The 17,861-nt window shown below is 73.5% G+C and carries 14 protein-coding genes; 7 read left to right on the top strand and 7 right to left on the bottom strand.

Annotated elements, in window-relative coordinates:
• The first annotated feature begins 152 nt into the window (after positions 1–152).
• The 3 genes from lpdA (at position 153) to AB4Y78_RS02070 (ending at position 4,369) form a co-directional block, all read left to right on the top strand.
• The gene (gene lpdA, locus AB4Y78_RS02080) at positions 153–1,541 is read left to right on the top strand and encodes a dihydrolipoyl dehydrogenase (protein WP_441714372.1); all 1,389 of its coding nucleotides are present in this window, start codon (positions 153–155) and stop codon (positions 1,539–1,541) included.
• A 130-nt stretch (positions 1,542–1,671) separates the two neighbouring features.
• Positions 1,672–3,468: a 2-oxoglutarate dehydrogenase, E2 component, dihydrolipoamide succinyltransferase gene (gene sucB, locus AB4Y78_RS02075; RefSeq protein ID WP_441714370.1), complete on the top strand. Its 1,797-nt coding sequence runs from the start codon at positions 1,672–1,674 to the stop codon at positions 3,466–3,468.
• 1 nt (position 3,469) lies between these two features.
• Positions 3,470–4,369: a TIGR01777 family oxidoreductase gene (locus AB4Y78_RS02070; protein ID WP_441714368.1), complete on the top strand. Its 900-nt coding sequence runs from the start codon at positions 3,470–3,472 to the stop codon at positions 4,367–4,369.
• Positions 4,370–4,393: 24 nt separating this feature from the next.
• Here the strand turns inward: AB4Y78_RS02070 and AB4Y78_RS02065 are convergent, their stop codons facing one another.
• The gene (locus AB4Y78_RS02065; protein ID WP_007929089.1) at positions 4,394–6,058 is read right to left on the bottom strand and encodes a serine/threonine-protein kinase; all 1,665 of its coding nucleotides are present in this window, start codon (positions 6,056–6,058) and stop codon (positions 4,394–4,396) included.
• A 72-nt stretch (positions 6,059–6,130) separates the two neighbouring features.
• On the opposite strand from AB4Y78_RS02065, the gene lipB reads away from it, so the two are divergent.
• The 4 genes from lipB to AB4Y78_RS02045 are packed head-to-tail and all read left to right on the top strand — an operon-like array spanning position 6,131 to position 10,013.
• A complete protein-coding gene (gene lipB, locus AB4Y78_RS02060) occupies positions 6,131–6,811 on the top strand; it encodes a lipoyl(octanoyl) transferase LipB (protein ID WP_441714366.1) in 681 nt (226 codons plus the stop codon).
• 53 nt (positions 6,812–6,864) lie between these two features.
• Positions 6,865–7,920 carry a lipoyl synthase gene (gene lipA, locus AB4Y78_RS02055; protein WP_441714364.1) on the top strand — a complete coding sequence of 352 codons (1,056 nt, stop codon included), beginning with the start codon at positions 6,865–6,867 and terminating at the stop codon, positions 7,918–7,920.
• A gap of 36 nt (positions 7,921–7,956) precedes the next feature.
• Complete coding sequence (locus tag AB4Y78_RS02050; protein ID WP_128277148.1) at positions 7,957–8,679, top strand: DUF4191 domain-containing protein; 723 nt, start codon at positions 7,957–7,959, stop codon at positions 8,677–8,679.
• Between the two features lie 56 nt (positions 8,680–8,735).
• Positions 8,736–10,013: a M18 family aminopeptidase gene (locus tag AB4Y78_RS02045; protein ID WP_441714362.1), complete on the top strand. Its 1,278-nt coding sequence runs from the start codon at positions 8,736–8,738 to the stop codon at positions 10,011–10,013.
• On the opposite strand, the gene AB4Y78_RS02040 is transcribed toward AB4Y78_RS02045, so the two are convergent.
• Genes AB4Y78_RS02040 through AB4Y78_RS02015 form a run of 6 tightly spaced genes read right to left on the bottom strand, consistent with a single transcriptional unit; the run spans position 9,998 to position 17,833 of the window.
• Positions 9,998–11,074: a phosphotransferase family protein gene (locus tag AB4Y78_RS02040; protein WP_441714360.1), complete on the bottom strand. Its 1,077-nt coding sequence runs from the start codon at positions 11,072–11,074 to the stop codon at positions 9,998–10,000. The genes AB4Y78_RS02045 and AB4Y78_RS02040 overlap by 16 nt on opposite strands.
• Positions 11,071–12,294 (bottom strand): phosphotransferase, encoded by a 1,224-nt coding sequence (locus AB4Y78_RS02035; RefSeq protein WP_441714358.1) that lies wholly within the window; start codon positions 12,292–12,294, stop codon positions 11,071–11,073. Before AB4Y78_RS02035 ends, AB4Y78_RS02040 begins: the two co-directional genes overlap by 4 nt.
• The gene (locus tag AB4Y78_RS02030) at positions 12,278–14,137 is read right to left on the bottom strand and encodes an ABC transporter ATP-binding protein (protein WP_441714356.1); all 1,860 of its coding nucleotides are present in this window, start codon (positions 14,135–14,137) and stop codon (positions 12,278–12,280) included. The genes AB4Y78_RS02035 and AB4Y78_RS02030 overlap by 17 nt, the downstream gene beginning before the upstream one ends.
• Entirely contained in the window at positions 14,134–15,336 is a 1,203-nt protein-coding gene (locus AB4Y78_RS02025; protein ID WP_441736832.1) for a glycosyltransferase family 4 protein, read from the bottom strand. Before AB4Y78_RS02025 ends, AB4Y78_RS02030 begins: the two co-directional genes overlap by 4 nt.
• On the bottom strand, positions 15,333–16,601 hold the full coding sequence (locus tag AB4Y78_RS02020; RefSeq protein WP_441736830.1) for a glycosyltransferase family 4 protein: 1,269 nt from the start codon (positions 16,599–16,601) through the stop codon (positions 15,333–15,335). Before AB4Y78_RS02020 ends, AB4Y78_RS02025 begins: the two co-directional genes overlap by 4 nt.
• Positions 16,601–17,833 carry a glycosyltransferase family protein gene (locus AB4Y78_RS02015; RefSeq protein ID WP_441714350.1) on the bottom strand — a complete coding sequence of 411 codons (1,233 nt, stop codon included), beginning with the start codon at positions 17,831–17,833 and terminating at the stop codon, positions 16,601–16,603. The genes AB4Y78_RS02020 and AB4Y78_RS02015 overlap by 1 nt, the downstream gene beginning before the upstream one ends.
• Positions 17,834–17,861 lie beyond the last annotated feature (28 nt).

Here is a 17,861-nt window from a genome sequence, read left to right as displayed (position 1 = left end):
CCTGCATCAGGGGTCGGGACTTTTCCTTAGGGCCACCCCCAGCCCTGCCCCGCGGGCCGCAGCCCTGCCCAGCGAACGACGCTCGCGCGCTCAGGCCCTACGCTGGGGCCGGTCCGTGACCCCGGACACACCCCCGTGCAAAGGAGCATCTCGTGGCAGACCCCGCGACCCCCTTCGAACTCGTCATCCTCGGAGCCGGCAGCGGCGGCTACGCCTGCGCCCTGCGGGCCGCGCAGCTCGGGATGAAGGTCGCGCTCGTCGAGGAGGACAAGATCGGCGGGACCTGCCTGCACCGCGGGTGCATCCCGACCAAGGCGCTCCTCCACGCGGCGGAGCTCGCCGACGGAGCCCGCGCGGGGGCGGCCCACGGGATCCTCACGACCTTCGACGGGGTCGACACCGCAGCGCTGCACGCCCGCAAGGACAAGGTCATCGGGCAGCTGCACAAGGGCCTGACGGGGCTCATCGGGCAGGCCGGCATCGAGGTCGTCCGTGGACGCGGTCGCCTCGTCGACGCCGGCACGGTCTCGGTCGACACCGCCGAGGGCGTCCGGACGGTCAGCGCGAAGACCGTTGTGCTGGCGACCGGTTCGTACGCACGCACCATCCCGGGCGTCGAGCTCGGGCCGCGCGTGATGACGAGCGACCAGGCGATGGACCTCAAGACGATCCCGCAGCGGGTCGCGGTCCTCGGCGGTGGCGTCATCGGCGTGGAGTTCGCGTCCATGCTGAGCAGCTTCGGCGCCGAGGTGACGGTCGTCGAGGCCCTCGACCGGATCGTCGCGGCCGAGGAGCCGTCGATCTCCAAGCACCTGACGCGCGAGTTCAAGAAGCGCGGCATCACCGCGAAGACGTCCACCCGGGTCGCATCCGTCGAGGCCGACGAGCACCGCGCGGTCGTGCACCTGGAGGGCGGCGACGCACTTGAGGTCGACCTCGTGCTCGTGGCCGTCGGCCGCGGACCCCGCAGCGAGGGCATCGGCCTCGTGGAGGCCGGAGTCGCCGTCGAGCGCGGCTTCGTCCCGACGGACGAGCGGCTGCGGACCAATGTCGAGGGCGTGCGCGCCGTCGGCGACCTCGTCCCCGGCCTGCAGCTGGCCCACCGCGGATTTGCGCACGGCATCTTCGTCGCCGAGGACCTCGCCGGGCTCGACCCCGCACCGGTCGACGACGTGACGATCCCCAAGGTCACCTACTGCGACCCGGAGATCGCCTCCGTGGGCCTGTCGGCGGACGCCGCGAAGGGGGCCGGCCGCGACGTCGAGACGGCCACCTATCCCTTGGGCGGCAACGGCCGCAGCATCATCCGCGGGACGACCGGATCCGTGACCCTCGTGCGCGAGAAGGACGGCCCGGTCCTCGGCGTGCACATGATCGGTCTCGGCGTGAGCGAGCTCATCAGCGAGGCCCAGCTGGCCGTCGGGTGGGAGGCGCACCCCGAGGACATCGCCCCGCTCGTGCACGCGCACCCGAGCCAGGGTGAGGCCTTCGGCGAGGCCGCCATGCTGGCCGCCGGCCGACCGCTGCACGCCCATGCCTGAGACCGCTCGGCCGACGGGCCCGGCCGGACGCCGATCCGTGCCACGCGCGAGCGTGGGCCCTGTGGACACCAGCCCACCGACTCGTGAGAGTCTGTGACGTATCCCATCTCGATAGAAGGAGCAGAGGCGCATGTCTGAGCGGGTGACCATGCCGGCACTGGGCGAGTCCGTGACCGAGGGCACCGTGACGCGATGGCTCAAGAATGTTGGCGACACGGTCGAGGTCGACGAGCCGCTGCTCGAGGTCTCGACCGACAAGGTCGACACTGAGATCCCTTCGCCCGTCGCGGGCACGATCCAGGAGATCCTCGTCGAGGAGGACGAGACCGTCGAGGTCGGCGCCGACCTCGCCGTCATCGGTGACGGTGACGCACCGGCCTCCTCCGACTCCGGCGACGACGCGCAGGAGGCTCCTGCGGAGGAGACCCCCGCCGAGGAGCCGCAGGCCGACGAGCCCGCCGCCGAGGCCGAGGAGGCTCCCGCCGAGGAGCCGCAGGCCGAGGAGGCCCCGGCCGCCGAGTCCTCCTCCGGTGACGGCGACGGCACGACCGTGGCGATGCCGGCTCTCGGCGAGTCCGTGACCGAGGGCACCGTCTCGCGGTGGCTCAAGGCCGAGGGCGACACCGTCGAGGTCGACGAGCCGCTGCTCGAGGTCTCGACCGACAAGGTCGACACCGAGATCCCTTCCCCCGTCGCGGGCACCCTGACCAAGATCCTCGTCCAGGAGGACGAGACGGTCGAGGTCGGCGCCGACCTCGCGATCGTCGGTGGCTCCGGTGGCGGCTCGACCGAGTCCGCCCCGGCCGAAGAGCCGAAGCAGGAGGCGCCCACGGAGGAGCCGAAGGCCGAGGAGCCCAAGGAGGAGCCGAAGCAGGAAGCCCCCAAGGAGGAGCCGAAGCAGGAAGCCCCCAAGGAGGAGCCGAAGGCCGAGGAGCCCAAGGCCGAGCCGAAGCAGGACGCGCCCGCCGCCTCCGGTGGTGACGCCGCCGCCTACGTCACCCCGCTCGTGCGCAAGCTCGCTGCCGACAACGGCATCGACCTCGCCCAGGTGACGGGCACCGGCATCGGTGGCCGCATCCGCAAGCAGGACGTCCTCGAGGCGGCCAAGGCGAAGAACCAGCCGCAGGAGGCTGCTGCTCCGGCCGCCGCTCCGGCTGGCGCCCCCGCTGCTGCGGCCCCCGCGGGCGTCCCGGCCGGTCTGGAGTCCAACGTCCCGCAGTCCAAGCGCGGCACCCGCGAGAAGATGACCCGCCTGCGCAAGGTCATCGCCGAGCGGATGGTCGAGTCGCTGCGGGTCTCCGCCCAGCTGACGACGGTCGTCGAGGTCGACATGACCAAGGTGGCTCGCGTGCGCGACGCCGCGAAGGCCGAGTTCGCCCAGCGCGAGGGCACGAAGCTCTCCTTCCTGCCCTTCATCGCCCAGGCCACGGCCGAGGCCCTGAAGGCGCACCCGGGCGTCAACGCCAGCGTCGAGGGCGACGAGATCGTCTACCACAGTCAGGAGAACCTCTCGATCGCGGTCGACACCGAGCGCGGCCTGCTCACGCCGGTCGTGAAGAACGCCGGTGACCTCAACGTCGCCGGCCTCGCCCGGGCCATCGCGGACGTCGCCGACCGCACGCGCAACAACAAGATCACGCCGGACGACCTGTCGGGTGGGACCTTCACCATCACCAACACCGGCAGCCGGGGTGCACTCTTCGACACCCCGATCCTCAACCAGCCGCAGGTCGCGATGCTCGGCACCGGCGCCATCGTGCGTCGCCCGGTCGTCATCACGACAGACGACGGCGGCGAGACGCTGGCGATCCGGTCGATGATGTACCTCGCGCTCACCTACGACCACCGCGTGGTCGACGGCGCCGACGCGGCCCGCTTCCTCGGGACGGTCAAGGCCCGTCTCGAGGAAGGTCGCTTCGAGGCCTGACATGAGCACACGACGACAGCGCATCGCCATCACCGGAGCCTCCGGACTGATCGGCGGCGCGCTGTCGTCGTCCCTGCGCGCGCACGGTCACGAGGTCGTGCAGCTCGTGCGTCACGAGCCGAAGGGAGACCACGAGCGTCCGTGGGACCCGGCCACCCGCGAGCTCGACCCCGGGGTCCTCTCGGACGTCGACACCGTCGTGCACCTGGCGGGTGCGGGCGTGGGTGATCGGCGCTGGACCCCGACCTACAAGATGCTCATCCGCACCTCACGGGTCCACGGCACGGACCTCGTGGCCCGCCGCGTCGCCGAGGGTGCCGGACCGACCCGGCTCGTGACGGCCTCTGCGGTCGGGTACTACGGCGACCGTGGCGACGAGGTCCTCACGGAGACCTCCGCCCCGGGCCGCGGCTACCTCGCCGGTGTCGTCCGCGACTGGGAGGCTGCGGCCGCACCGGCAGTGCAGGCGGGCGTCCCGGTGGCCCACGCGCGCACCGGCATCGTCCTGGCAGCACACGGCGGCGCCCTCAGCCCGATGCTGCGGCTCGCCCGACTCGGTCTCGGTGGCCCCCTCGCGAGTGGGCGCCAGTGGATGCCGTGGATCAGCCTCGACGACGTCGTCGGCGTCTACACGAGGCTGGTCGAGGACGCGTCGGTCACCGGAGCGGTCAATGCCACCGCGCCGCACCCAGAGCGCCAGCGCGATCTGGCGAGCGCGCTGGGTCGCCACCTCCACCGCCCCGCCGTCCTCCCCGCGCCCCGCCCTGCCCTGCGCGTGGCGCTCGGCGAGTTCGCCGACGAGGTCCTCGCCTCCGCCCGGGTGCTTCCCCAGCGGCTCCTCGAGGTCGGCCACGACTTCGCCCACCCGCACCTCGACGACGCCCTCGACCACCTGCTCTGACCGCCGCTGGGTGCCGCGGACCCCTCAGTCCGCCACAGCCCGGACATCTCGCACCCGCCACGCGTCGTCGTGCCAGGCGAGCACGAGGTCGACCCGCTGCCCACGCCGCCCCGGGCGGGGCGTGCGCTCCCCCTCGGCCGAGACCACCTCATAGGCGGACTCGTCGACGACAACCCGCAGGACGGCCCTGACCCCCGAGGTGCGCTGCAGCCGAGCCGATCGCACCGTCATCGTCACCCCGCGGTAGCGCTCGCCCGTCCGCTGCAGCTCGTCCAGCAGGGCGAGGTCCGCCTCCCGAGCAGGCGAGCCCGGCACGTCGAGCCGCTCGACGGCAGCCCGGTCACGCTCGACGACCACCTGCCGGCGCAGCGAGGTCAGCTCCTGCGCGAGCAGCACCGGCGACTCGCGGGTCGCCGCCCGGTCGGTCTGCACACCCGCGCGGGGCCCACCGGGAGTCTCCGACGGCTGCGACCGGGTGCTCACGGCGTTAGCCGGGTGGCCCGGCCCGCTCCCCCCTTCGGCAGTGGCGAGCTGACGCCACGGCACGAGCACGACGAGGGCGAGCGCCAACCCGCAGGCCACGACGACGGCCGGGCGGCGCGAGCCGGCGCCCGCACCCGCGGCAAGCCGGGCGATGGCCCGGGGTTCACTCCCTTCGGTCGTGGGCTCCACGTCCCGGGTGAGGTCGATCGGCTCGTCCCGCCGACGACGGGGCGCGGCGTGGCGCCCTCCCGTGGACCGGGGTCGCTCGTCCTCCTGACCCTCCCGCTCCCGTCGCTGCCACCACCGGCGGCTCGGTGGTGCCTCCGGCGCGGCGACGAGCTCCTCCTGCCACTGCGGTACGTGCACCTCGTCGTCGGCCGCCGACTCGCGCAGCCGACGGGTCAGGCTGCTCGCCACGTCGCCCGTCGACGTCATCCGCAACGGCTCGGCAGGCGCGGCGTCGAAGACGCCACGGGCCACCTCGTCGGCCTCGGGCCGCGCATCAGGGTCGGTCGACAGGCACGACTCCACGACCGCGACGAGCTCCGGGGCGTCCGGCACGAGGTCACCCAGCTCGGCCCGCTCGGCGATGTGCCCCGGCGGCTCCCCGACGAGGCACAGCCAGGCGAGCGCCCCGAGGGCGTGGACATCGCTCGCCCGGGTGGGGTCGCTCCCTTCGAGCACCTCCGGGGCGACGTGACCGTCGGTGCCGTGCACGTCACCGGGCGCCTCGCCGGTGAGCCGGGAGCAGCCGAGGTCACCGATGGCCGGGCGACCCGTCGAGTCGAGCAGCACGTTGCCCGGGCTGAGGTCCCCGTGGACGACACCGAGGTCGTGCAGGCCGGCGAGGGCCTGCGCGACCGGCGCGATGACCGTGACCGTCTCGCCGACGGTGAGGTGACCGCGCTCGGCGACGACCCGACCGAGGCTGCCGCCGGCGAGGTACTCGAGGACGAGGGCGGTGCTCGGGCCGTGCTCGGTCTCGACGTCGACGGTCTCGTGCAGGGCGACCACGTGCTCGGCGGCGGTCTGCTGCAGCAGCGCGTACTCCCGCACCACCTCGTCCTCGCTGCCCGCAGCCAGCACCTTGACCGCGACGAGCTCGTCGTCGTCGACCCGACGCCCTCGCCACACGGTGGCGCTCGAGCCGACCCCGATCACCCGGGTCAGCCGGTAGCCGGGCACCTGCGGCGGGATCTCGTCCATGCCGTCACCATGGCGCAGATCGTCGATCCGTCCGCGGAGTTCTCCACAGGGGGCGCGGCGTAGGCTGGCCGGATGCGTTTCGAGGAGCTGGGCTTCGCCCCCGACACCGTCGACTACCTGACCGCCTGGGAGCACCAGAAGCAGGTGCACGCCGCGGTCGTCGCCGGTGAGCTCGAGGACACGACCCTGCTGCTCGAGCACACCGCCGTCTACACCGCCGGCAAGCGCACCGAGACCCACGAGCGACCCATGGACGGCACCCCCGTCATCGACGTCGACCGGGGCGGCAAGATCACCTGGCACGGCCCCGGCCAGCTCGTCGGCTACCCCATAGCGCACCTCCCGGGTCGCCGCGACGTCATCGCGCACGTGCGCCGGCTCGAGGAGATGATGATCCGCGTGGCCGCCGACGTCGGCGTCACCGCCACCCGCGTCCCGGGCCGCTCGGGCATCTGGGTCCCCGGCACCGCCGGGACCCGCGACCGCAAGCTCGGCCAGATCGGCATCCGCGTCTCCCGCGACGTGGCGATGCACGGCTTCAGCCTCAACGTCGACTGCGACCTGTCGTGGACGCAGACGATCGTCCCGTGCGGGATCCCCGATGCCGACGTCTCGACACTCGCCCTCGAGACCGGTCGTGACATCACCGTCGCCGACATCCTCCCTTCGGCCAAGGCACACCTGCTCGAGGTCATGACGGAGGACCTGCCGCTGACGAAGGGGGCTGCAGGAGCCGTCCCCGCCGAGGCGTAGTCTGGAGTGACTCCGGACACCCTCCGGACCACCGACACTGCCAGGAGAGTTGCGTGACCGTCGCACCCGAAGGACGTCGTCTGCTGCGCGTCGAGGCGCGCAACGCCGAGACCCCCATCGAGCGCAAGCCGGAGTGGATCCGGACCACCGCCAAGATGGGCCCCGAGTACAACCAGATGCGTGGCCGCGTCAGTGGCGCGGGCCTGCACACGGTCTGCCAGGAGGCGGGCTGCCCCAACATCTTCGAGTGCTGGGAGGACCGCGAGGCGACCTTCCTCATCGGCGGTGACGTGTGCACCCGGCGCTGCGACTTCTGCGACATCGCGACCGGCCGCCCCACCTCGCTCGACATGGACGAGCCGCGCCGCGTCGCCGAGTCCGTCCGCGAGATGGGCCTGCGCTACTCCACCGTCACCGGCGTCGCCCGCGACGACCAGCCCGACGGTGCCGCCGCGCTCTACGCGGAGACGATCCGCGCGATCCACGAGCTCAACCCCACGACCGGTGTCGAGATCCTCCCGCCCGACTTCGGGGCACGACCGGACCAGGTCAACCGTGTTTTTGATGCCCGCCCCGAGGTCTTCGCCCACAACCTCGAGACCGTGCCGCGCATCTTCCGCAAGATCCGCCCGGCCTTCACCTACGAGAAGTCCCTCAAGGTGCTCTCCATGGCCCGCGAGGCCGAGCTGGTCACCAAGTCCAACCTCATCCTCGGGATGGGCGAGGAGGACCACGAGATCGAGGAGGCGATCCGCGACCTGAACGAGGCGGGCTGCGACATCCTCACGATCACCCAGTACCTGCGCCCCTCCAAGCTGCACCACCCGATCGACCGGTGGGTCAAGCCCGAGGAGTTCGTCCACTGGAGCGAGCTCGCCGAGGCGATCGGCTTCAAGGGCGTCATGGCCGGGCCGCTCGTGCGCTCGAGCTACCGGGCCGGTCGCCTCTACGCGACGGCGATGCGCAAGTGGGGCCGCGCGGTCCCGGAGCACCTGTCGCACCTCGAGGCGGCCATCGACGAGCCGGCCCGCCAGGAGGCGGCGACGCTCGTCGCCAAGAGCCGAGCCCAGGCGATCCTCGACCAGCCGGCCACCGGCACCGACGGCTGACGCCACCCCCTTCGCGAGGAACTAGACTCTCCCCCCATGGCCAGCAAGAGCGACACCCCCTCCAAGCCGAAGCGCGAGAACCCCTTCAAGCGCATCGCCTCCGTCTACCGGACGGTCAAGCAGCTCGACCCGCAGGTCGGCCTGTGGATGCTGCTCGGCTTCGTCGTCGTGCTGGCGGTCGGTGCGCTCATCGGCCTGATCTTCGGGCACGTCATCGCCTCGCTGCTCGTCGCGCTCCCCTTCGCCGCGCTCGCCGCGATGATCGTGCTGTCGCGACGGGGTGAGCGGGCCGCCTTCGCCCAGATGGAGGGCCAGCGCGGTGCCTCGATCGGCGGCCTGTCCGCGCTGCGCCGCGGCTGGTACTACGACCAGGAGCCGGTCGCCGCCGACGCCACCAAGCCGAGCGAGATCGCCACGGCCGCCGTCGTCTTCCGCGCCCTCGGCCGCCCGGGCATCGTCCTGCTCGGCGAGGGCCCCAAGCACCGCGTCGACAAGCTCTTCGCCAAGGAGACCAAGAAGGTCGCCCGCGTCGCCCCCGGCGTCCCGGTCCACACCTTCATCGTCGGCAGCGGCGAGGGCGAGCTGGCCCCCCGCAAGATCCGCATGACCCTCACCAAGCTGCGCCCGGAGCTGTCGAAGGAGGAGATGTCGGTCGTCAACAAGCGGCTGAAGTCCCTCCCCGGGATCCGTCAGGGTGTCCCCGCCGGGGTCGACCCGTCGCGCGCCCGGATGAACCGCAGCGCCCTGCGCGGCCGCTGACCCACCCGCGGCGCCGGCCCGCGGCGCCACCACCGCCGACCCCCGGGAGAGCACCCGTGTCCGCAGCCACGACCACCCACGCCGAGGACCTCGCCGACTTCGTCGACGCCTCCCCCTCGAGCTATCACGCGGCCGCCGAGGTGGCCCGCCGGCTGCTCGACGCCGGCTTCACCTCCCTCCACGAGAGCGACGCCTGGCCGCAGGAGCCGGGTCGCTACGTCGTCGTGCGCGAGGGCGCGGTCATCGCGTGGGTCGTGCCGACGAGCGCCGGCCCGACGACCCCGGTGCGCGTCTTCGGCGCCCACAGCGACTCCCCCGGCTTCAAGCTCAAGCCCCAGCCGACCACCGGCCACCTCGGCTGGCTGCAGGCCGGCGTCGAGGTCTACGGGGGGCCGCTGGTCAACTCCTGGCTGGACCGTGAGCTGCGGCTGGCCGGTCGACTCGTCCTCGAGGACGGCACCGAGGTGCTCGCCGACTCCGGCCCGCTGCTGCGGCTGCCCCAGCTGGCGATCCACCTCGACCGCGAGGTCAACGAGCGCCTCACCCTCGACCGACAGGTCCACACCCAGCCCGTGTGGGGCGTGGGTGCCGCCGAGTCAGCGGACCTGATCGCCGAGCTCGCCGACCGCGTCGGTGTCGACGCGGCCCGGGTGCGTGGCTACGACCTCGTGACGGCCGACTCCGCCCGTGGTGCCGTCTTCGGCCGGGACGACGTCTTCTTCGCCGCGGGTCGTCTCGACGACCTCGCGAGCGCCCACGCCGGCACGGTGGCGCTGGCCGAGGTCGGCGACGACCTGGGCGCCGACCACATCCCGATGCTCGCCGTCTTCGACCACGAGGAGGTCGGCTCGGCCTCGCGCACCGGCGCAGGCGGCCCCTTCCTCGAGGAGGTGCTCGAGCGCATCGGCATCTCCCTCGGCGCCGACCGCGGCGACCGGCTGCGGGCGCTCGCCTCGTCGTGGTGCGTCTCGAGCGACGTCGGGCACTCGGTGCACCCCAATTACCCCGGCAGGCACGACCCGCACGTGCGGCCCGTGCTCGGCTGCGGCCCGATCCTCAAGCTCAACGCCAACCAGCGCTACGCGAGTGATGGTGTCGGCGCGGCGGCCTGGCGCGGCTGGTGCGAGACGTCCGGTGTGCACAGCCAGGACTTCGTCTCCAACAACACGGTGCCGTGCGGGTCGACGATCGGCCCGATCACCGCGACCCGGCTGGGGATCCGCACCGTCGACGTCGGCATCCCGATCCTGTCGATGCACTCGGCGCGCGAGCTCGCCGGCACGAGCGACCTGCTCGACCTGGCGCGCGTGGCGCGCACCTACTTCGCGGGCTGACCCCCGCCCGTCAGGTCCCCCGGACGGAAGGCGTAGAGCGCCTCCAGCCGCGCCGCCGCGAGGGCGCGGTAGCCGGCGGTCGCAGCGCGGGTCCGGTCGTCGGGCACGTACCCGTCGAGCACCCCCTGCTCGACCGCAGCCGCGGTCTCCCGCTGCGTCCAGCCCTGGCGCACCCGCAGGTCGAGGTGGGCCAGGAGGTTGCCGAGGTCGAGGGCCGGGTCCCCGAGACCCAGGGTGTCGACGTCGAGCATCCCGATCGATGCGCCGTCGGCGAGCAGCTGCTTGTCGTGGAGGTCGCGGTGCAGCAGCGACGGTGCAGCCGGTCGGGCGAGGGCGGCGATCGTGGCCGCGGCCGCGGCGATCCGCCGGTCCACCACGAGCGCCTCTCGGGGCTGCAGGGCGCGATGCGTGCGCGCGAGATCGAGCAGCGCACGCGTGGCGTCCACCTCGGCTGCGAGGTCGTGGGTGGTCGTCCCGTCCGGCGCGGTCGCCGCCGAGTGCAGGGTGCGCACAGCTCGTCCCACCTCCGTGGCCACGACCGCAGGGACAACCCCTGTCAGCAGGTCGTGCAGGGTCTGCCCGGGCAGGGTGGTCAGCACGATCGTGCCGCCGGCCTCGTCCCACTGGGTGACCTCGGGGGCCGAGAGGCCGGGGACGGCGGCGGCCGCGCGCACCCGGCGGACGAGCTCGGCGGTCCGGCGCGGACGCACGACCTTGGTGTAGACGTACCCATCGCCGCGCTGGTGCCGCACGACCGCGCGCCGCTCGGGGCGGTGCACGACGAGCTCGGCCCCGCCTGCGACGAGGTCGGCCAGAGCAGGCAGTCGCCGGTCGGCCCCGTCGTGCTGGAGCACCAGGCGGGACCCGAGGCGCTCGACGCGGCCGGGGGTGGCGTCGGCGACCCGCGTGGCCTCGGTGGCATCGTCGATCCACTGACCGATGACCCGCTGCCGGTCGGGGCCCCGTAGGTCGAGGTGCAGGCGATCACGGCGCGGGTGAGCCCGGACGAGCTCGAAACCGTGGCCGGTCACCGTGCGTAGCACCTCGTCGAGGGGGGTCATGCCGCCACCTGCAGACCGGCCTGCTCCGCAGCGAGCGCGATGAGCTCGGCCGTCAGGTCGGGCCAGCGGGGGTGGCCGGACCTGAAGGGCTCCGCTGCCCTCGACAGCAGGGCGAGTGCGGTGCGTGGGCCCAGGTCGTCGGTGGCCGGCCCCGACCAGGTGCTGGCGTGGCCGGCGAGCAGGGGCTCGCGGAGGCGGGCCACGAGTCCGGCAGCGCCCTCGGCGCCGGGCGTGGCGAGCCGGGTCAGGGCAGCGGCCGCGAGCAGGCTCGCCACGTCGTCGAGCGGGTTGCCGAGACGGACCCGGTCGAGGTCGATGAGCCCGAGGTCGTGGCCGTCCGCGACGACCTGGTCGAGCGAGAGGTCGCCGTGCAGCAGGGCTCCCGGCCCGGTACGAAGGGAGCCCCGCGCCACCTCGGCCACGTGGTGGGCGAGGTCGACGTGCGCGCCGAGCACCGGCGCGAGGGCGTCGACACCGGGGCCGTCCATGGCCCGCTCCGGGGCGACGTCGGCACGTCCGGTGGCGTGCAGCTCGCCGAGGCAGGCTCCCAGGCGCCGTACGGCCGCGACGGAGACGTCGGTGTCAAGGGTGCGACCGGGCAGGTGCTCGAGGGCGATGAGGCCGCGCCGGTGGGTGGCGAGCACGCGCGGCAGTCGCAGGGAGGGCGCATGGTCCGGCCGGACGAGTGCGTGGGCGGCGAGCGCGTCGTCGTACCCGCGGCGGGCGTACGCGCGCAGCACCACGTGGCCCGCTCCCTCGGCTCGCGGCAGCCGACCGACCCATCGCCGGGCCGGCTTGTGGGCCAGGGTCTGCGGGCTCGCGTCGGTGGCGACCGGATGCCCGGCCCCGGAGAGCCAGTCGGCGAGGTCACCCGTGCGGACGAGGCGACGGAGCGCGGGCAGGCGGCGATCGGTGCCTGCGTCGACGACGAGCAGCCCCACCTCGGGGGCATCGAGCAGCACCTCGCCCGGAGTCACGTGGCGCAGAGCCTTGCCCCGTTTGTCGGGCGCGGCGTTGCCCCAGGCGTGCGCGATCACGGGCCGGCCGGCGACGTCGAGCAGGGCGACGGCGCTCGTGCCGGGCTTGTAGCGCAGGTACGACCTCGTCGTCCGGCCGCCCAGCTGCTCAGCGAGCACGGCGGGCTCGAGCAGCCCGGGCAGACCCGGCAGGCCGCGGTCGGCGACGACCAACCGCTCGTGGGCCTCAGCTGCCGACAACACTGGCGACACCCCCTTCGTGGCGTGGCCGGAGGGCGTCGTCGAGCTCGCCGGCATGACGGGCCAGCACCTCGTCGGGGCGGCCGACGTCGGTGACGCGACCGGCGTCGACCCAGACGATGCGGTCGGCGGACCGGGCCGCGTCGAGGTCGTGGGTGATGACGATCGTCGTGCGACCGGCCGTCAGCCGGTCGAGCGCCGCGGTGACCTCGACCTCGGTCTCGCCGTCGAGGCCGACTGTCGCCTCGTCGAGGATGACGACGGGCGCGTCGCGGACGACCGCCCGAGCGATCGCGATGCGTTGCCGCTGCCCTCCCGAAAGCGTGCTCCCCCGCTCGGAGACGACCGTGTCGTAGCCCTGTGGCAGGGCAGTGATGAAGTCGTGGGCACCGGCGGCACGAGCGGCGGCGACGACCCGCTCCTCGGTGACCTCGGTCGCCCCCTCGGGAGCGCCCATCGCGATGTTGTCGCGGATCGTCGTGGCGAAGAGCAGGCTCTCCTGGAGCACCACCGCGACCTGGCTGCGCACGCCGTGGACCGTGAGGTCCTGCAGGTCCCACCCGTCGAGGCGCACCGTCCCGGAGTCCGGGTCGTGCATGCGCAGCAGCAGCCCGGCGAGCGAGGACTTGCCCGCGCCGGAGGGGCCGACGACGGCGACCCGCTCCCCCGGGTGGATCCGCAGGCTCACGCCACGCAGCACCGGGTGACCCGGCACGTACGAGAGCCAGACGTCCTCGAGCTCGACGTGGCCGGTGACCCGCCGGCCGGGTGTGGCCCACGAGGCGTCGCGCACGGTGGGCTCGGTGTCGAGCAGGTCGACGACGCGCTCTGCGGAGGCCGCGGCCTGGGCGATGCGCCCGGTGTACTTCGCGAGATCGCGCATCGGCTTGAAGGCCGCCTTGAGATAGGTGATGAAGACGACGAGCTCACCGGGAGTGAGCGCGCCGGCGAGCACGCGCTGGGCCCCGACGTAGAGGACGAGGGCCGTCGCCAGGCCGACGAGCACGTCGGTGGAGCGCTCGAGCCCGGCGGAGAGCTTCTTCGCCTTGACCCCGTCCTTGAGCGTCTTGACGTTGTCCGACGCGAAGCGGCTCTGCATCTCGCTCTCGAGCGTGTAGGCCTGCACGACCTTCATCGACCCGAGGGTCTCGGTGGCGAGGGTCGCGAGGTGGCCCTCGGCCTTGCGCTGCTTGCGCGAGACGGTGTGGATGCGGCGGGTGGCGCTGCGTCCGGTGAGGACGAAGACGGGGAAGACGACGAGCATGCACAGCGCGAGCTGCCAGTCGAGCACGAAGACGACGACGAGCATCGCGACGAGGGTGAGGACGTTGCCGGCGAGCGGGAGCGCGGCGGTCACGGCCACCTCCTTGAGCCGGCCGACGTCGCTCGTGATGCGCTGGACGAGGTCACCCGTGCGGGCTCGGTCGTGGAAGGACAGCGACAGGCGCTGCAGGTGCGCGAAGGCATCGGCGCGCACCGCCGTGAGCAGCCGGTTGCCCGCGAGCGCGAAGCAGACGGTCATGCCGTAGCTGGCTGCGGCCCGGAGCAGGACGACGACGAGCAGGCCGAGACAGGCGAGCACGAGGACCTGCTGCAGGTCGTCGGGCTGGCCCTGGGGCAGGTCGGCGCCGAGGTGGCCGATGACGCCGTCGATGACGAACTTCAGCGGCCACGGCTCGAGCAGGCGCATGACGACCTCGAGTGCCATCGCGGCGCCGCCGCCGGCGATGAGGGTCCGCTGCCGGCGCAGGTGCGGTCGCACGTGCGGCACGAGACGCCGCAGCCCGGGCAGCGCCTCGCGCAGACCCTCGGGCCGGCGCACCTTGCGCAGGGGTGAGTCGCTCACGCGGTCCGCCCCCACAGGTCGTCGGCGAGCGAGGTGCGCGGGGTGGGGACCGTGTCGAGGATGCGCGCGACGACCAGGCTCCAGTCGTGCCGGTCCTCCGCGGCCCGGCGCCCGGCCCGGCCGAGCTCGGCGCGCATCGTCGGGTCCCGGCGCAGGCCGGCGAGAGCTGCGGCCAGCTCGGCCGGGTCACCGGGCCGCACGAGGACGCCGAGGCCACCGTCGTCGAGGATGTCGGGGCACGGACCGATGTCGCTGGCGACGACGGGGAGCCCGGCGGCGAGGTACTCGTAGAGCTTGAGCGGCGAGAAGTAGAAGTCGGGCAGCCGCGGGTAGGGCGCCACGGCGATGTCCATCGCGGCGAGCTCGGCGGGCATGTCCTCGGGGGCCACCGCGCCGACGAGGTCAACGCGGTCGACGACGCCCAGCTCGCGAGCCAACTCGGCCAGCCCCGTGCGCCGCGGGCCGTCGCCGACGAGCCGCAGGCGTGCGTGCGGGTCGGTACGCGCCACCCGGGCGAAGGCCTCGACGAGCACCTCCACCCCGTGCCAGGGCTTGAGCGTGCCGACGAAGCCGATGACGAAGGGGGGCTGCTCCCCCCTTCGCCCGCTGTGGGCTGCAGGTCGGATGAAGCGCGTGTCCACGCCGTTGGGCACGACGTGCACGGCGGTGTTGTCGGTGCGCTCGGTGACCCAGCGGGCGACGGGCGCGGAGACGGTGACGACCGACCCTGCGGCGTCGAAGGCGGCCGTCGCGATGCCTACGGCGCCATCGCGGTCGGCGAGCACCCGGTGCTCGGCCTGCTCGTCGACGAGCGGCGCGTTGACCTCGAGCACGCTGGCGACGGCTCGCTGCCGGGCCCAGGCCATGGCCGCCGGCGACCACAGCGAGTAGCGCTCGTAGACGAGATCGAGCGGGTCCTCCCGGTGCAGCTGCTCGAGCAGGTCGGCCGCCGCGTACGCGGACCGCCGCGCCGACGCCTCACGCTCGGCGCCAGGCTCCCCGGTGGTGCGGGGCAGCTCGTGCAGGACGACACCATCGAGGCCGCGGGGCAGGTCGCCCCCGACGCGGGCGGCGATGAGGTGCACCTCGCCGCCGCGGCGGAGGAGCTCGCGCACGACGGCCTGCACGTGGACGGAGGCTCCCTTGCGCCCGAAGACGGGGATGCCGGGGTCGGCGCAGACGTAGGCGACCCGCCTCATGCGACCGCGCTCCCGCCCTCGGATGCGCATTTCCCTAGGTAAATACGGTCGTCCTGGGAGGCGATGGCGGCGGCGAAGATCCCCTGCAGCTCACGGGCGTGGTCGCGGAAGTCGAAGTCCGCCTCGAGCAGGCGGCGAGCGGCCCGAGCCCACCCGGCCGCGGTCTCGGGGTCGTCGAGGACGCGGGCGATGGCCTGCCCGAGCGCCGCGGGGTCGCTCTCGGGGGCGAGCAGCCCGGTCTCCTCGTGGCGCACGATCTCGGGGATGCCGGTGACGGGGGTCGAGACGCACGGCGTGCCGAGCGCCAGGGCCTCGAGGAGCACGGTGGGCAGTCCGTCACGGTTGCCGTCGGCGCCGACGACGCACGGGGCGGCGAAGACGTCCGCGGCAGCGACGATCTCACGGACCCGGGACTGCGGGAGCGCGCCGTGCATCGTCACGACGTCGCCCAGCCCGAGCTCGCCGATGCGCTCGCGCAGCGTCGCCTCGAGGGGGCCGGTGCCGACGAGGTCGACGTGCACGTCCCTGCCGGCCCCGACGAGCTCGGCGACGGCGGTGAGCAGGTCACCGAAGCCCTTCTTCTCCACGAGCCGTCCGACGGCGGCGATGCGGTCGGGGCCGGCGGTCTCCCCCTTCGTCGCGAAGGGGAAGGCCTGCAGGTCGACGCTGTTGTACAGCCGGGTGACCCGGTCGGCGGCGGCGCCGAACTCGCGCTGCAGGTGGCGCCGGTTGTACTCGCTCACGGTCACGGTCGTGTGCGCCTCGCGCAGCTTGGTGGCCAGCTCGGCGGGCACGACCTCGTCGTGGAAGATGTCCTTGGCGTGCGCCGTGAAGGACCACGTGATGCCCGTGAGGCGCGCGGCGATCCGGGCGACGTCGGCGGCGATCGAGCCGAAGTGCGCGTGCAGGTGCTCCAGCCCCGAGCGGCGCACCGCGCCGGCGAGCTCGACGGCGGCCAGGGCGACGTCCTCGGGTGCGGCGAGCAGCTCGTCGAGGTGGTCGGCGACCTGCGGCACCTCGGCTGCTGCGGCCCGCAGACCGGACCAGAAGAGGCTGGCCCTGTGCTCGCGGGAGAGGTAGGTGACGGGGGCCTGCACTCGGGCGAGCAGCTCGTGGAAGCGCCCGTCGATCGGCAGCCGCAGCGAGAAGATCTCGACGTGGGTGCCGAGGGCCTCCTGCTGGAGGATCTCGTGGACGATGAAGGTCTCGGAGAAGCGCGGGTACATCTTCAGCACGTACCCGACGCGCGGGGTGGGCGTGGACATCAGCTGGCCTCCTCGAGGTCGGCGGCGTGGGTCGCGGCGGTGCGGTGGAGCCGGGTGAGCAGGTGGGGCACCCGGCGCAGCCCGCCGAGCGCGATGGTCTGCCGGTCCCGGACGAAGGGGGCCCCCGTCGCCTGCTCGAGCCAGCCGGCGAGCGCGTGCGGCGTGACGAGGTCGGGGTGCAGCGCGTCGACGAGGCCGAGACCGCTCAGCCGGTCGGCGCGCACGAGCTGCTCCTGGCGGGGGCGCACCCTCGGGACGATGAGCGCGGGCACGTTGCCCGTGAGGACCTCGCACACCGTGTTGTAGCCGCCCATGGAGACGACCGCGTCGGCGCCGGCGACGAGCTCGACGGCGTCGGTGACGAACTCGCGCACGACGAGATCGTCACAGCCGTCGGCGATCTCCTGCAGCCGCAGGCGCAGGGAGGGCTGCATGTACGGGCCGGTGATGATGACGCCGGTCCGACCGGTCGGGTAGGTCGCGTGGGCGAAGGCGAGGGCGGTGTCGTAGCCGTCCTGCCCGCCGCCGACCATGCACAGGACGTAGGGGCGCGGCACGGGGCCGGCGGGTGGTTCGTCGCGGGGCGGGATGAGCCCCTCGGACCGCCCGTCGACGAGGTATCCGGTGTAGCGGACCCGGCCGGCGACGGTGGGCGGCAGCTCGTAGTCGGCGACGACGTCGACGACGTCACGGTCGCCGTAGACCCACACCTCGTCGTAGTGGTCGCGGATCGCCTGCGTCGTGCGGGACGAGCGCCACTCGCGGGCCGCGGTCAGCGGGTCGTCAAGGATGTCGCGCAGGCCGAGGACGACGCGGGGGCGGGCGCCGGTGGTGTGCCCTCGGACGGCGTGCAGCGCCTCGAGCGCCTGCTCGAGCTCACCGTCGAGACCGCGGGCGACCTTGTCCACGACGACGACGTCGGGGGCGAAGCTCGTGAGTGCCGTGGTGATGACGTTGGAGCGCAGGGTGAGCAGCGCGTCGAGGTCCATGGCGAAGGTGGCGGCGGCGTATCCCCCGTCGCTGTCCTTGGCCACCGTCGGCACGGTGATGACCTCGGTGTGGGGCGGCAGCGGCAGCGAGGTCGCCTGCGGTGCGCCGGTGAGCACGAGGACGTCGGTGCGCGGGTCGGCCGCGACGATCGCCCCGGCGAGGGCGAGGTTGCGGCGGATGTGGCCTAGCCCCTGGGTGTCGTGGGAGTAGAAGGCGATGCGGCGCCGTGGTGTCGTGGTCACGGGCACCACCGTGCAGGGCCGCTGTGAG

This window comes from Janibacter sp. RAF52 (assembly GCF_052114035.1).
Taxonomy (GTDB): Bacteria; Actinomycetota; Actinomycetes; order Actinomycetales; family Dermatophilaceae; genus Janibacter; species Janibacter hoylei.
This window is presented reverse-complemented; position numbering and strand designations above follow the sequence as displayed.